The organism is Aerophototrophica crusticola, from assembly GCF_012913305.1.
Taxonomy (GTDB): Bacteria; Pseudomonadota; Alphaproteobacteria; order Azospirillales; family Azospirillaceae; genus Niveispirillum; species Niveispirillum crusticola.
Genome location: NZ_CP051775.1, coordinates 3,084,767 through 3,097,990, shown reverse-complemented (window position 1 = coordinate 3,097,990; position 13,224 = coordinate 3,084,767). Strand labels below are relative to the sequence as shown.

The window sequence follows — 13,224 nt, the reverse complement described above, 5'->3', positions numbered from 1 at the left end:
ATGACCATCGACGCCCTTGCCCCGGTGGCACCCAAGCGGACGGCCAAGGCACCCGTGCCCCCGCCCGGCATCCCCACCGGCCGCCGCGCCCCCTTCCCCTTTGCCGCCATCGTGGGGCAGGAGGAGATGCGCCAAGCCCTGCTGGTGGCCGCGGTGGACCCGGGCATCGGCGGGGTGATGGTGTTCGGCGACCGCGGCACAGGCAAGTCCACCGCCGTGCGCGCCCTGGCCGCCCTGCTGCCGCAGATGCCGGTCGTGGCAGGCTGCCGTTATGGCTGCGCGCCGGACGGCACCGGCGGCCTGTGCGCGGAGTGCCGGGACCGGGCCGCCGCCGGGCCCCTGCCGGTCGCCGCCGCGCCGGTGCCCGTGGTGGACCTGCCCCTGGGCGCCACGGAGGACCGGGTGGTGGGCGCCCTGGACCTGGAGCGCGCCCTGTCCAAGGGGGAGAAGGCGTTCGAGCCCGGCCTGCTGGCCAAGGCCCACCGCGGGTTCCTGTACATCGATGAGGTCAACCTGCTGGAGGACCACTTGGTGGACCTGCTGCTGGACGTGGCAGCGTCGGGCGAGAACGTGGTGGAGCGGGAGGGGTTGAGCATCCGCCACCCCGCCCGCTTCGTGCTGGTGGGCAGCGGCAACCCGGAGGAGGGGGAACTGCGGCCCCAGCTGCTGGACCGGTTCGGCCTGTCGGTGGACGTGCGCACCCCCACCGACCTGGCCCAGCGGGTGGAGGTGGTGAAGCGCCGCGACGCCTATGAGCGGGACCCCGCCGGCTTCACCGCCCGCTGGGGGCGGGAAGACGCGAAGCTGCGGAAACAGGTGGAGGGCGGCCGGGCCGGCCTGTCCGCCGTGAAGGTGCCGGACAAGGCGCTGGAGAACATCGCCCGGCTGTGCATCGCGCTCGGCGCCGACGGTCTGCGTGGGGAGCTGACCCTGATGCGCGCCGCCCGCGCCCTGGCGGCGCTGGAGGGGGGCGCCAAGGTGGACAATGGCCACATCCGCCGCATGGCCCCCGCCGCCTTACGCCACCGCCTGCGCCGCAACCCCCTGGACGAGGCCGGGTCCGGCGTGCGGGTGGAACGGGCCCTGGAAGAGGTGTTCGGCAAATGACCGACGGGGCGGACAGCGGCGACCATCCTTGGGACAGTGCCGCCCGGGCCGCCGCCCTGTTCGCCGTCGATCCCCATGGGTTGGGCGGGGTGCTGCTGCGGGCCGCCCCTGGGCCGGCGCGGGACCGCTGGCTGGGCTGGCTGGCACGGCTGCTGCCCCAGGGGCCGCCCCTGCGCCGGCTGCCGGTGGGGGTGGACGATGCCGGGCTGCTGGGCGGGCTGGACCTGGCCGCCACCCTGAACGCGGGCCGCCCGGTGGTCAGCCGCGGCGCCCTGGCGGAGGCGGATGGCGGCGTGCTGCTGCTGGCCATGGCCGAGCGCCTGCCCCACGGCACCGCCGCCCGGCTCGCCGCCGCCCTGGACGAGGGAGAGGTGGTGCTGGAGCGCGATGGCCTCGCCCGCCGCTTCCCCGCCCGGGTGGGCGTCGTGGCCCTGGACGAAGGCATCGGGCCGGAGGAGCGCCCGCCCGCCGCCCTGGCCGACCGGCTGGCCTTCCCCCTTGACCTGGAGGGCCTGCCCGCCCGCGACCCCGACCCCGCCTTGCCCGACCACCGGGCGGTGGAGGGGGCGCGGCGCCTGATGCCGCTGGTGACGGCGGACGGCAAGGTGGCAGAGGCCCTGTGCGCCGCCGCCCTGGCCCTGGGCATCTACAGCCTGCGCGCCCCCTTGCAGGCCCTGCGCGCCGCCCGCGCGGCGGCGGCCCTTGATGGGCGGGTGGTGGTGCTGGCGGAGGACGCATCCCTGGCCGCCCGGCTGGTGCTTGCCCCGCGGGCGACGCAGGTCCCAGCGACGGAGGATACCGCCGACGACCCGCCCCCCGACCCGCCCCCAACGGGGGAGGCGGAGGAGGGCAGCGCCGATCCCCTGGACGCCCCGCCGCTGGACGATTTGGTGCTGGCCGCGGCCCAGGCGGCCATCCCGGCGGGGCTGTTGGCCCTGCTACGGGCCGGGCTGGCGCCGAAAGGCTCAACCTCCCAAGGCAGCCGGGCCGGGGCGCTGCAATCCGGCAAGGGGCGGGGCCGGCCGGCGGGGGTGCGCCGCGGGTCGCCCAAGTCCGGCCTGCGGTTGAGCGTGATCGAGACCCTGCGCGCCGCCGCTCCCTGGCAGGCCCTGCGCCGGGCGGAAGCGCAAGACGACCGTATCCAGGTGCGGCGGGACGATTTCCGCGTCGCCAAGCTGAAGCGACGGTCCCAGACCACCACCATCTTCGTCGTGGACGCAAGCGGGTCCGCGGCGTTCCAGCGGCTGGCGGAGGCGAAGGGCGCCGTCGAGTTGCTGCTGGCCGACTGCTACGTGCGCCGGGACCAGGTGGCGCTGCTGGCCTTCCGGGCGGAGGGGGCCGAGCTGCTGCTGCCCCCACCCGGTCCCTGTCCCGGGCCAAGCGCGGCTTGGCGGAGCTGCCGGGCGGCGGGGCGACACCCCTGGCCGCAGGCATCGAGGCGGCGCGCCTGCTGGCGGAGGGGGAACGGCGCCGGGGCAGTATCCCCGGCATCGTGCTGCTGACCGACGGGAAGGGCAATGTGGCCCGCGACGGCACCAAGGGCCGCGCCAAGGCGCAAGAGGACGCGCTTGCCGCCGCCCAGGCCCTGCGTGGTGCCGGCCTGCCCGCCCTACTGGTGGACACCAGCCCCTTCCCCGAACCGGCGGCCCGGGACCTGGCCGAGGCGCTGGGCGCCCCTTACCTGGCCTTGCCCCGAGCTGATGCCGCCACCCTGTCCACCGCCGTCCGCGCCGCCGCAGCCGCCCCGGCCCGACAGGCGGCGTAAGGGGGGGCCGGCCATGCTGTTCAGCACAAGGCCCGACTGGGCACGGGAAGGGCGGGACTGGCCGAACCGGGAGGCCAGCCGCTTCGTCGCCGCGGGTGGGCTGCGCTGGCATGTGCAGGTGATGGGCCAGGGACCGGTGATGCTGCTGGTCCACGGCACCGGGGCGGCGACGCATAGCTGGCGCGACCTGGCCCCCCTGCTGGCTCCCCGCTATACCCTGGTGATGCCGGACCTGCCCGGACACGGCTTCTCGGAACCCCTGCCCCGTCCCACCTTGCCACAGATGGCCCGGGTCCTGGCCGCCCTGGTCAAGGTCCTGGATCTGCCCCCTGCGGTCACGGTGGGCCATTCCGCCGGGGCCGCCATCCTGGCCCAGGCCGCCCTGGACGGCGGCATCAAGCCAGAGGTCGTGGTCGCCTTGAACGGCGCCTTCCTGCCGTTCCGCGAGGGGCAGGGAGAGTTCTTGAGCGGTCTTGCCAAGCTGCTGGTGATGAACCCCGTCGTGCCGCGGATCTTCTCCCTCACCGCGTCCGACCCGCGGTCGGTGGAAAAGCTGGTGCGCGACACCGGCTCCCGCCTCGACAAGCCGGGGCTGGAACTGTACCGCCGCCTGTTGCGCCAGCCCGCCCATGTGCAGGGGGCGCTGGCCATGATGGCCAACTGGGACCTGCACCCCCTGCTGCGCGACCTGCCCCGCCTGCCCTGCCGGCTGGTCCTGGTGGCCGCCGGCGCCGACAAGGCCATCCCCCCGTCCCAGGCCCAACGCGTCCACGGCCTCGTCCCCGGCTCGGTGGTGGAACCGCTGCCCGGCCTGGGCCACCTGGCCCACGAGGAGGCGCCGCACCTGGTGGCCGGGCTGGTGGAGCGGTATGCGGGGGTGTGAGCGGTCGGACTGACCAACCCCTATGGACCTGACGTCAGTCAGCCCCGGTAGACGCCGCCGGGTCCGCGGGTTCGCCAAGGCCGGCGAAGTTGTCGATCACCACGTCCCCTTCGGGGAAGCGGGCGATGATCTGCAACTCACCCCCCATGGCCGCCACGAAGCGGCGGAGGTTGCCCACATACATGTCCGTCCGCTTCTCCATCTTGGCGACGGCGGATTGGTCCACGCCCAGCGTGTCGGCGAGGGATGCCTGAGTCAGGCGTCGCGCCTCCCGCACCTCATGCAGGGCCATGCGCTCGCGCAGGGCAGCCGTCTTCTGGGCGGCGCGCTGCTGCCGTTCCGGCGGCAACCCGGCCCGCAGCTTGGAAAAGGGGGTGTGCCCGGTCATCGGATCAGTCCTTCCCGCCGAAGCTCGTCCAGGTAGGTGTCGTAAAGGTCATCCGCCAAGGGGACCATGCGTTCATAGAATCGGCCATCCCCGGTCTTGTCGCCGCCCAGCAGCAGGATGGCTTGCCGCCGCGGGTCGAAGGCGTAGAAAATCCGCAGGGGCCGGCCACCACTCTGGACCCGCAGCTCCCGCATGTGCGGGTGCCTGGAACCGTTCACCCCGGATGAGTGGGGGAATGGCAGGCGAGGGCCCATTTCCTCCAGCAGTCCGACGCTGGCCGCCACATCCTCCTGTTGGACAGGAGACAGGCCAACCCACCAGTCACCGAACTCGTCCGTGTACTCGACAACCGTGGGCATGCCGCCAGCCACCTGAGGACACCCCCAGGATATGCCGTCCATGGCATGTTCACAAGGACATCCTTACCCCATTCCCCTGAATCCCACCCCCCCAGGAACAGCGCCCAGCCCTCCACATCCAGCGCGCCGCCGGAGGCTTGGCGGTGGCCCTGACCATAGGCTGGGCCGGCGGCGCCCGGGGGTGCGTGTCTGGCCAGGAAGGCGACCAGGTCCGTGTCCGTGGCGGTACGGGCGGCGAAGTGGACCCGGCCGGGGCGGAAGCCGGTGTTGGCGGCGATCACCACGTTGCGGCGCAGGCGGCCGGCCCAGCTTTGTGCCAGCAGCGGGTGGATCTGGCAGGGGGAGTGGCACTGCACCAGCGCCACTTGGCCGGCAAAGCGGGGCGGGGCGCGGCGGGCTTCCTCCAGCGCTGCCTTCACCTCACCCCTTGCGGCCTGGAGGATGGCTGTCTCCGGTGCTCGCCCGACACCACCTCCCCCGGGCCCTTGGCCTTCATCAGCAGGTGCAGGGCCGGGGTGGCGTCACCGGATGCCGAGCGGCGGGGGGCGTTGATCAGGCTTGTCGCCTCCCGCAGCAGCTTGGCCCCGTGGCGGCGCTTGGCCTCCGCCAGCTCGGCGAAGGGCGCCCGTTCGCCTAAGTCGCCGATGGTGCCCAGGGCGGCAAGCCACAGGTCCGGGTCCATGTCGGTAACCCCGGCCAGGCAGCGGTAGGCCAGCAGGGCGGAGCAGGGGGTGGGGTCCTGGCCGTAACCGGTGACGACGGTGGTCTGCCCATCCGGCAGGCCCTGGGGCACATGGTGATCCACCAGAACCGTGGGCACCCCTGGGGCCAGCGGGTCCCGCCGCACGCCCAGGTCGGTGGCCACAATCCCGCCGGGGGCGGCGTCCGCCAGCTCCCGCCCCATCTCCGCCGACCAGGGGTCCTCCCCCCGGCCCACCAGCCGCAGGGCCGGTTCATGCCCGGCCCGGGCAAGGCCGCGGGCGAACAGGGCCCCGGCGGACAGGCCGTCCGCGTCGAAATGGCAGAGCACGGTGACCGGCCTGCCGCGCGTGAATCCCGCCAGGGCTTGGGCAAAGGCGGCGTGCTGGTCGGGCTCGGTCTGCGGGCTGAAGTCCATCGGGCACCCCCGGTAGATGGACGGGGGCAACCGGCGGGGGCGGGGGTGGGTTCCGGACGGGGCGCCTACGCCACCGCCATCCGCTTCTCCAGCGCCGCCGCCGCCTGCTCCACCAGCTCCGCCAGGATCTCGGCGCAGGGTTGTTCCCGGGTGACCATGCCCACGGACTGGCCGGCCATGACGCTGCCGGTCTCCACGTCGCCGTCCACCACGGCGCGGCGCAGGGCGCCGGCCCAGAAATGCTCGATCTCCAGCTGGGCCTCCTTCTGGTCCAGCTCGCCCCGGTCGAAGCGGGCGATCACCTCCCGCTGCTTGTCCATGAAGCGCCGCGTCCCCTCGTTGGATAGGGCGCGGACGGGGATGACGGGGAAGCGGGCGTCCAGGGCCACCGACGGCACGGCGTCGCGGGCGCCGGCGCGGATGAAGGCCTTCTTGAAGTTGGGGTGGGCCCGGCACTCCGTGGCGCAGACGAAGCGGGTGCCCAGCTGCACGCCGGCGGCGCCCATCTCCAGGTAGCTGACGATCGCCTCCCCCCGGCCGATGCCGCCGGCGACGAAGACGGGGACGTCCCGCACCTCCGGCAGGATTTCCTGGGCGAGGACGGAGGTGGAGACGGGGCCGATATGGCCGCCGGCCTCCATCCCCTCGATCACGATGGCGTCGGCGCCGCTGCGGATCAGCTTCTTGGCGATGACCAGGGCCGGGGCGAAGCACATGACCCGCGCCCCGCCCTCCTTCAGCGCCTTGATGGCCGTGGCCGGGGGCAGGCCGCCCGCCAGGACGACGATGCCCACCCGCTCCTCCAGGCAGACCTGGACCAGCTGGTCGAGCTGCGGGTGCAGGGTGATCAGGTTGACGCCGAAGGGCCTGTCCGTCAGTTCCCGCGTCGCCCGGATTTCCGCCCGCAGCACCTCCGGCGGCATGGAGCCGGACGCGATCACCCCGAAGCCGCCGCCGTTAGAGATGGCGGAGACCAGGTGCCGGTCGCTGACCCAGGTCATGGCCCCGCCCATGATGGCGAGGTCGGTGCCCAGGAAATCCCGGCCACGCTGCCAAAGGGCGTCGAGGCGGTGGCGTGCGGTCATGGGGCGGGTCCGTCCGGCAGGGGTGAAGAAGGAATCAGGTGCCCCGGAAGCACCGGAACCCGGGAGGGCTGGCGGGCCCGTCCCGGGAAGATGGAGACGAATATTGGGGAAATCCAGGCGCGGCTTATGCCGCGTCCAGCCCATAGGCGGTGTGGAGGGCACGCAGGGCCAGCTCCGTGTACTCCTCCGCCACCAGCACGCTCACCTTGATCTCGCTGGTGGAGATCACCTGGATGTTGATGCCGCGGTCGGCCAGGGCCTTGAACATGCGCTGGGCGACGCCGGCATGGCTGCGCATGCCCACGCCGATGACGCTGACCTTCGACACGTTGGCGTCGGAGATCAGGCGGCGGAAGTTCAGCTCCCCCTTCGCCTTCTCCAGCACCTGCACGGTGCGGTCCAGGTCGGCCTTGCCGACGGTGAAGGTCATGTCGGTGGTCTTGCCGTCCTCCGACACGTTCTGGACGATCATGTCCACGTTGATGGCGGCATCGGTCAGGGGCCCGAAGATGCGGGCGGCGACGCCCGGCCGGTCCTCGACGCCCACCAGGGTGACCTTCGCCTCATCACGGCTATAGGCGATGCCGCTGACCAGTTCCTGTTCCACGATCTCGTCCTCATCCACCACCAGGGTCCCGGGATAATCGCTGCCCGGCGCCTGTTCGAAGGTTGACAGCACCTGGACCCGCACCCGGTGCTTCATGGCCATCTCGACCGACCGGGTCTGCAGGACCTTGGCGCCCTGCGAGGCCATCTCCAGCATCTCCTCATAGGTGATGCGGGGGATCTTGCGGGCCTTGGAAACGATGCGCGGGTCGGTGGTATAGACACCGTCCACGTCGGTATAGATGTCGCAGCGCTCCGCGTTCAGCGCGGCGGCCAAGGCGACGGCCGAGGTGTCGGAACCGCCGCGGCCCAGGGTGGCGATGCGCGCCCGCTCCGACACGCCCTGGAAGCCGGCCACCACGGCCACCTCCCCCGTCTCATCCATGCGCTTCGCGACCTCGGTCGTGTCGATGCGCTGGATGCGGGCCTTGGCGTGGGTGTCGTCGGTGATGATGGGGATCTGCCAGCCCTGCCACGACCGGGCGGGGATGCCCAAATCCTGCAGCGCGATGGCCAGCAGCCCGCTGGTCACCTGCTCCCCCGACGCGACCACCGCGTCATACTCCCGCGCGTCATGCAGCTTGGAGATGGAGCGGCAATAGTCGACCAGCTGGTTGGTGACTCCGGACATGGCGGAGACGACCACCGCCACCTGGTGGCCGGCGTCCACCTCCTGCTTCACCTTGCGGGCGACGTTCTTGATGCGCTCGATATCGCCGACCGAGGTGCCGCCGAACTTCAGGACAAGCCGCGCCATGGAACCGTCCACTCCGCCTAAGGGTTCAAGGTCGGGCCTGCCGGGGCCGGGACCAAGGTCCGGCGGCGCGACGTCGCCCGTGTCCGGCCGCGCTTGCCGGTCCGGGGCCGCGTATCCATACTCCCTGCCCGAAGGCAGGGCAAGCCGGGGGCCATGCAGCGATGCCGCAGCGCACCCGCGCCGCTTGCGGTGCCGGCACTTGGCGGGTTACCTGCCTTGCCACGCTTTTTCCCGTGACAGGAATGGGACCAGGACCATGACCACCGCCCCCGGCCGGACCACCATCGACCCCGCCGACGTGGCCCGGTTCAGCGCCATCGCGGCGGAATGGTGGGACCCCAGGGGCAAGTTCCGGCCGCTGCACAAGTTCAACCCCGTCCGCCTGGGCTACATCCGTGACACCCTCTGCCGGGAGCTGGGCCGCGATGCCACGGCGGAGCGGCCGCTGGAGGGGTTGCGCATCCTCGACGTGGGCTGCGGCGGCGGGCTGATCGCGGAGCCGCTGGCCCGGCTGGGCGCCACGGTCATGGGCATCGACGCGGCGGAGCGCAACGTGAAGACCGCCGCCGCCCACGCGCTGGAGACCAACACGCCGGTGGAGTACCGCTGCGTCCCGGCGGAGGCGCTGGCCGCCGAGGGCGAACGGTTCGACGTGGTGCTGGCGCTGGAGATCGTGGAGCACGTGGCCGACGTGGAGCTGTTCCTGGGTGCCGTGGCGGACCTCGCCAAGCCCGGCGGCCTGGTCTTCATGGCCACCCTGAACCGCACGGCCAAGTCCTTCGCCATGGCCATCGTCGGCGCGGAGTACGTGCTGCGCTGGCTGCCGGTGGGCACGCACAACTGGAAGCAGTTCCTCCGCCCGTCCGAGCTGGTGGGCGGCCTGCGCCGGGCCGGCGTGACGGTGCAGGAGGTGACGGGCGTCGCCTACAACCCCATCACCGACCGCTTCAAGCTGGCGCCGAAGGACCTGGACGTGAATTACATGCTGTGGGGGCGGAAGGAGGGGTGATCCTCGCCGTATCTTGAGAGCCCGGCATTTCGTACCGGATACGGTACGGAATAGCTTGCCTGGGCGTATCATATGCGGTACAGTCTGCCCATGACGCCCAAGCCGCCGCGCAAGGTGATTGCCGCCGAGTTCTACGCCACGGCCAGCGTGACGGGCCGCCACAAGCTGCCGGTGCGTGATTGGCTGCTGGGCCTTGATGAACAGGATCGCAGGATCGTCGGCCGCGACATCGCCGAGGTGGAGTTCGGCTGGCCTGACAAGGGGCCGCCGTTGTGCAAGCCTCTTGGCGGCGGTGTTTGGGAAGTCCGCTCTACCATCCGGGCGGCCGGGTCGAGGCGCGGACATACTTCGCCATCGACGGCAAGAAGGCCATCCTGCTGAACGGCCATGATGGCAAAGGTGAGCAGGATGAGGAGATCAGGCTGGCCCGCGGGCGTTGGGCCGACTACCAGGCACGGAACCGCAAAGGGGATTATCCATGACCGGCACGGACCTGAGCTTTGAGGCGTTCCTGGACGAGCAGGGCATCAAGGACGAGGTGTATGGCGCTGCCATCAAGCGGGTGATCGCCCGGCAATTGGAAGAGGCCCGCACCTCGGCCGACATCTCGAAAACGGCCATGGCATCCGGGATGGGCACGAGCCGCGCGCAGGTGGAGCGGGTATTGGACCCGGAGAATGTCGCCGTCTCCCTGGAGACCCTTGACCGCGCAGCACGGGCCGTGGGGAAGCGGCTGGTCCTGGACCTCAAGGATCTGTAGGGGCTTGGGCAGCTTTGTCTGGCCCCCTCAGAACATCCCCAGGTGGAAGTGGTAGGACAGCAGGTCCTTGAACTGCTTCACCACGCGGAAGGCATGGCGCAGTTCCTCGCGTTCGTCGGGGCGAGGTGGGCGGGGGCGATCAGGTTGTCGGCGCCGTCCTGGCGGGCCTCATGCAGCTTGGCCTTCAGGCGCAGGGCCAGCAGGAACTCGAACGCCTCCCGCAGGTCCACGGCCAGGCCCCGCTCCAGCCGGTCGGCCTGCATCAGGGCGGCCAGCCGGTCCAGGGTGTTGGTCTGGGGCAGGTGGGCCTCCAGCGCCAGGGCGCGGATGCCGTGGACGATGGGGAAGATGCCGCCCTTCTTCAGGTCCAGGCGCCCCTTGTGCTCCCCGCCCTCGGTCAGCAGGGTGCCGAACAGGCCCAGCGGCGTCTCGAAGGTCAGGGCGGTGTGGGCGAACTGGGACAGGAAGGCGCCGTGGCCCGCCAGCAGGTCCAGCAGGCGCTGCCGCGCCCCGGCAAGCAGGGTCGCGTCCCCCGCCACGGCGCCGGCGTCGGCGAAGATGGCCACGGACATGAAGCTGTCCGGGTTGGGCAGGCGGACCCAGCGGGCCAGCGTCTCCGCCCAGCCGGCCTCGTCCCGCACCCAGGCGCGGTTGGTGACCATGACGTTGCCCGGGCAGGGCGGCCAGCCCAGCCGCGCCAGCCCGTCGGAAAAATCCTTCAGCGGCCCGGCCAGGGACAGGGGGTCGATGCCGTCGCGCACGATCAGGCCGTTGTCCTGGTCGGTCTTCAGGATCTGCTCCGCCCGCCCCTCGCTGCCCATCACGACAAGGCAGGTCTGGGCCACCAGCTCCGGCGGCATGGACAGGGCATAGAGCCGGGCCATCACCCGGTGGTTCAGCAGCGCCACGGCCCGCCCGATGGCCGGCACCGGCAGGCCCACCTGGGCCAGCACCCGCACCAGGCCGTTGTGCGCGTCCTCCGCGTGGGCCAGCCCGTCCAGGTCGGGGGCGGCGTCCACCGCGGCCAGCAGGCCGGGGGCATAGGTGGCCAGCACGCTTTCGGCGTCCGACGGATCAAGCCCGCCCGGCTGCATCACTGTCTTTCCCTTTTGCTGGCGCGTCCAGCCGCGCCGTGGTGAGGGATGATTGAGGGGGAGAGGATGACCGGTGTCCTTGACCCATCTCAACGGTAAAGAAAAAGGCGGGGGCCATCGGCACCCCCGCCCGGTACTTTCAGGAACAAGGCTTCAGTGCGCCGAGGCGCCCTCGGCACCCAGGCCGGTCTGGGACCGGATGTACTGGGCCTCGTAGGCACGGGCCTCCGCCTGGGCCGACGCGCTCTTGTCGGTGACGGAGAAGAACCAGGTGCCGATGAAGGCCAGGGACATGGAGAACAGGGCCGGGTTCTCATAGGGGAAGATGGGGGCGGCGTTGCCCAGCACCTTCACCCAGACCACCGGGCCCAGCACCACGCCCACCACCGCGCTGACCAGGCCCATGAAGCCGCCGATGACGGCGCCGCGGGTGGTCAGCTTGGACCAGTACATGGACAGGACGATGATGGGGAAGTTGGCGGACGCCGCGATGGCGAAGGCCAGGCCCACCATGTAGGCCACGTTCTGCTTCTCGAAGATGATGCCCAGGACGATGGCCAGGACGCCCAGGCAGACCGTGGCGATCTTGGACACCCGGATCTCCTGCACCTCGTTCACCCGGCCGCGCCGGAAGACGTTGGCGTACAGGTCGTGGCTGACGGCGGAGGCACCCGCCAGGGCCAGGCCCGACACCACCGCCAGGATGGTGGCGAAGGCGACGGCGGAGATGAAGCCCTTGAAGTAGGCCCCGCCCACCGCGTCGGACAGGTGGATGGCCGCCATGTTGTTGCCGCCCACCATGACCCCGTCGGTGACGTAGGTCGGGTTGGTGGAGACGAAGATGATGGCGCCGAAGCCGATGATGAAGGTCAGGATGTAGAAGTAGCCGATGAAGCCGGTGGCGTAGAACACGGACTTCCGCGCTTCCTTGGCGTCGGCCACGGTGAAGAAGCGCATCAGGATGTGCGGCAGGCCGGCCGTGCCGAACATCAGCGCCAAGCCCAGCGAGATGGCGGAGACGGGGTCCTTGATCAGCCCGCCGGGGCCCATGATGGCCGTGCCCTTGGGGTGGATCTCGGTCGCCTTGGTGAACATGGCTTCCGGGCTGAAGCCGAAATTGTACAGCACCGCCACGGCCATGAAGGTGGCGCCGGACAGCAGCATGATCGCCTTGATGATCTGCACCCAGGTGGTGGCCAGCATGCCGCCGAAGGTGACGTAGCCGATCATCAGGATGCCGACCAGGACGACGGCGTACATGTAGTCCATGCCGAACAGCACTTTGATCAGCTGGCCGGCGCCCACCATCTGGGCGATCAGGTAGAAGGCCACCGTCACCAGCGAGCCGCAGGCCGCCAGGGTGCGGACCGGGGTCTGCTGCAGGCGGAAGCTGGCCACGTCGGCGAAGGTGTACTTGCCCAGGTTGCGCAGCTGCTCCGCGATCAGGAACAGGATGATGGGCCAGCCCACCAGCCAGCCGATGGAGAAGATCAGCCCGTCGAAGCCGCTGGCGTACACCAGGGCGGAGATGCCCAGGAACGAGGCGGCCGACATGTAGTCGCCGGCGATGGCCAGGCCGTTCTGGAAGCCGGTGATGCCGCCGCCCGCCGCGTAGAAGTCCTTGGCGGACTTGGTCTGCCGCGCGGCCCAGTAGGTCACGCCCAGGGTCGCGCCGACGAAGATGGCGAACATGCTGATGGCATGCCAGTCCAGCGGCTGCTTCTGGGTCTGCCCCGTCAGCGCGTCGGCCAGTGCCATGCCGGGGATGAGGAGGAGGGCGGCCAGGGCCGCCATCAGGATGGGGCGCAGGCGGCTCATAGCGTGTCCTCGATGATCTGGCGGTTCAGCTCGTCGAACTCGGCGTTCGCCTTGCGGACATAGATGCCCGTCAGCAGGAAGGCCGACACGATGACGAACACCCCCACCGGGATGCCCACGGTGGTCACGCCCCCGGCCAGCGACGTGGCCAGCAGGGCCGGCTTGAACGCCACCGTCAGGATGAACGCGAAGTACAGGACCAGGACGATCAACGACAGGATCAGCCCCAGCCGGGTGCGCTTGGCGACCAGTTCGGCGAATTTCGGGTGTTTGCGTATTCTGTGCGTGAGTTCTTGTTGCATCCGGCGTCTCCCCCTGGGTTCCGGGTTGCCCTGGCCGGACCGGACCGGCCCGGAAGCTGATAACCCTCGGCGCCAAATGGTTAATGGTTTTCTCGCAAACAGGGAATGATCTGAATCAATGCAGCCGTTCGGCCGGCAATCTTCCGCCTGGTCCGAATGGTTGGTGCGAAATAA

At 70.9% G+C, this 13,224-nt stretch carries 15 protein-coding genes; 7 read left to right on the top strand and 8 right to left on the bottom strand.

Annotated elements, in window-relative coordinates; genetic code table 11:
* The 4 genes from bchI to bchO are packed head-to-tail and all read left to right on the top strand — an operon-like array spanning position 1 to position 3,755.
* A complete protein-coding gene (bchI, locus tag HHL28_RS15135) occupies positions 1-1,107 on the top strand; it encodes a magnesium chelatase ATPase subunit I (RefSeq protein WP_083699205.1) in 1,107 nt (368 codons plus the stop codon).
* Positions 1,104-2,609: a magnesium chelatase subunit D gene (locus tag HHL28_RS15130; RefSeq protein ID WP_404325901.1), complete on the top strand. Its 1,506-nt coding sequence runs from the start codon at positions 1,104-1,106 to the stop codon at positions 2,607-2,609. Before bchI ends, HHL28_RS15130 begins: the two co-directional genes overlap by 4 nt.
* Positions 2,600-2,872: a hypothetical protein gene (locus HHL28_RS18840; protein WP_404325899.1), complete on the top strand. Its 273-nt coding sequence runs from the start codon at positions 2,600-2,602 to the stop codon at positions 2,870-2,872. Before HHL28_RS15130 ends, HHL28_RS18840 begins: the two co-directional genes overlap by 10 nt.
* 13 nt (positions 2,873-2,885) lie before the next feature.
* Complete coding sequence (gene bchO, locus HHL28_RS15125; protein ID WP_075771798.1) at positions 2,886-3,755, top strand: alpha/beta fold hydrolase BchO; 870 nt, start codon at positions 2,886-2,888, stop codon at positions 3,753-3,755.
* Positions 3,756-3,789: 34 nt separating this feature from the next.
* On the opposite strand, the gene HHL28_RS15120 is transcribed toward bchO, so the two are convergent.
* From HHL28_RS15120 to HHL28_RS15100, 5 genes are all read right to left on the bottom strand, one after another.
* Positions 3,790-4,143 carry an XRE family transcriptional regulator gene (locus HHL28_RS15120; RefSeq protein WP_075771799.1) on the bottom strand — a complete coding sequence of 118 codons (354 nt, stop codon included), beginning with the start codon at positions 4,141-4,143 and terminating at the stop codon, positions 3,790-3,792.
* Positions 4,140-4,502 (bottom strand): type II toxin-antitoxin system RelE/ParE family toxin, encoded by a 363-nt coding sequence (locus HHL28_RS15115; protein ID WP_075771812.1) that lies wholly within the window; start codon positions 4,500-4,502, stop codon positions 4,140-4,142. The genes HHL28_RS15120 and HHL28_RS15115 overlap by 4 nt, the downstream gene beginning before the upstream one ends.
* 415 nt (positions 4,503-4,917) lie before the next feature.
* The gene (locus tag HHL28_RS15110) at positions 4,918-5,619 is read right to left on the bottom strand and encodes a DHH family phosphoesterase (protein ID WP_169655396.1); all 702 of its coding nucleotides are present in this window, start codon (positions 5,617-5,619) and stop codon (positions 4,918-4,920) included.
* A gap of 65 nt (positions 5,620-5,684) precedes the next feature.
* On the bottom strand, positions 5,685-6,704 hold the full coding sequence (locus HHL28_RS15105) for an NAD(P)H-dependent flavin oxidoreductase (RefSeq protein ID WP_075771801.1): 1,020 nt from the start codon (positions 6,702-6,704) through the stop codon (positions 5,685-5,687).
* Between the two features lie 124 nt (positions 6,705-6,828).
* Positions 6,829-8,067 (bottom strand): aspartate kinase, encoded by a 1,239-nt coding sequence (locus HHL28_RS15100; protein ID WP_075771802.1) that lies wholly within the window; start codon positions 8,065-8,067, stop codon positions 6,829-6,831.
* Between the two features lie 256 nt (positions 8,068-8,323).
* Here HHL28_RS15100 and ubiG point away from each other — a divergent pair, with 256 nt between their 5' ends.
* From ubiG to HHL28_RS15085, 3 genes are all read left to right on the top strand, one after another.
* The gene (gene ubiG / locus HHL28_RS15095) at positions 8,324-9,076 is read left to right on the top strand and encodes a bifunctional 2-polyprenyl-6-hydroxyphenol methylase/3-demethylubiquinol 3-O-methyltransferase UbiG (RefSeq protein WP_075771803.1); all 753 of its coding nucleotides are present in this window, start codon (positions 8,324-8,326) and stop codon (positions 9,074-9,076) included.
* Positions 9,077-9,148: 72 nt separating this feature from the next.
* On the top strand, positions 9,149-9,457 hold the full coding sequence (locus HHL28_RS15090) for a type II toxin-antitoxin system RelE/ParE family toxin (protein WP_404325895.1): 309 nt from the start codon (positions 9,149-9,151) through the stop codon (positions 9,455-9,457).
* A 97-nt stretch (positions 9,458-9,554) separates the two neighbouring features.
* Positions 9,555-9,836 carry an XRE family transcriptional regulator gene (locus HHL28_RS15085; protein ID WP_075771804.1) on the top strand — a complete coding sequence of 94 codons (282 nt, stop codon included), beginning with the start codon at positions 9,555-9,557 and terminating at the stop codon, positions 9,834-9,836.
* Between the two features lie 77 nt (positions 9,837-9,913).
* On the opposite strand, the gene HHL28_RS15080 is transcribed toward HHL28_RS15085, so the two are convergent.
* From HHL28_RS15080 to HHL28_RS15070, 3 genes are all read right to left on the bottom strand, one after another.
* Positions 9,914-10,930 (bottom strand): putative nucleotidyltransferase substrate binding domain-containing protein, encoded by a 1,017-nt coding sequence (locus HHL28_RS15080; protein ID WP_169655394.1) that lies wholly within the window; start codon positions 10,928-10,930, stop codon positions 9,914-9,916.
* 153 nt (positions 10,931-11,083) lie between these two features.
* A complete protein-coding gene (locus tag HHL28_RS15075; RefSeq protein ID WP_404325893.1) occupies positions 11,084-12,748 on the bottom strand; it encodes a cation acetate symporter in 1,665 nt (554 codons plus the stop codon).
* The gene (locus HHL28_RS15070; RefSeq protein ID WP_075771806.1) at positions 12,745-13,050 is read right to left on the bottom strand and encodes a DUF485 domain-containing protein; all 306 of its coding nucleotides are present in this window, start codon (positions 13,048-13,050) and stop codon (positions 12,745-12,747) included. Before HHL28_RS15070 ends, HHL28_RS15075 begins: the two co-directional genes overlap by 4 nt.
* Positions 13,051-13,224 lie beyond the last annotated feature (174 nt).

Coding starts and splice junctions, on each gene's coding strand:
- HHL28_RS15115 (WP_075771812.1), bottom strand. CDS start 4,502: ATGCCCACGGTTGTCGAGTACACGGACGAGTTCGGTGACTGGTGGGTT.
- HHL28_RS15085 (WP_075771804.1), top strand. CDS start 9,555: ATGACCGGCACGGACCTGAGCTTTGAGGCGTTCCTGGACGAGCAGGGC.
- HHL28_RS15070 (WP_075771806.1), bottom strand. CDS start 13,050: ATGCAACAAGAACTCACGCACAGAATACGCAAACACCCGAAATTCGCC.
- ubiG (WP_075771803.1), top strand. CDS start 8,324: ATGACCACCGCCCCCGGCCGGACCACCATCGACCCCGCCGACGTGGCC.
- HHL28_RS15080 (WP_169655394.1), bottom strand. CDS start 10,930: ATGCAGCCGGGCGGGCTTGATCCGTCGGACGCCGAAAGCGTGCTGGCC.
- HHL28_RS15075 (WP_404325893.1), bottom strand. CDS start 12,748: ATGAGCCGCCTGCGCCCCATCCTGATGGCGGCCCTGGCCGCCCTCCTC.
- bchO (WP_075771798.1), top strand. CDS start 2,886: ATGCTGTTCAGCACAAGGCCCGACTGGGCACGGGAAGGGCGGGACTGG.
- HHL28_RS15110 (WP_169655396.1), bottom strand. CDS start 5,619: ATGGACTTCAGCCCGCAGACCGAGCCCGACCAGCACGCCGCCTTTGCC.
- HHL28_RS15090 (WP_404325895.1), top strand. CDS start 9,149: ATGCGGTACAGTCTGCCCATGACGCCCAAGCCGCCGCGCAAGGTGATT.
- bchI (WP_083699205.1), top strand. CDS start 1: ATGACCATCGACGCCCTTGCCCCGGTGGCACCCAAGCGGACGGCCAAG.
- HHL28_RS15130 (WP_404325901.1), top strand. CDS start 1,104: ATGACCGACGGGGCGGACAGCGGCGACCATCCTTGGGACAGTGCCGCC.
- HHL28_RS15120 (WP_075771799.1), bottom strand. CDS start 4,143: ATGACCGGGCACACCCCCTTTTCCAAGCTGCGGGCCGGGTTGCCGCCG.
- HHL28_RS15105 (WP_075771801.1), bottom strand. CDS start 6,704: ATGACCGCACGCCACCGCCTCGACGCCCTTTGGCAGCGTGGCCGGGAT.
- HHL28_RS15100 (WP_075771802.1), bottom strand. CDS start 8,067: ATGGCGCGGCTTGTCCTGAAGTTCGGCGGCACCTCGGTCGGCGATATC.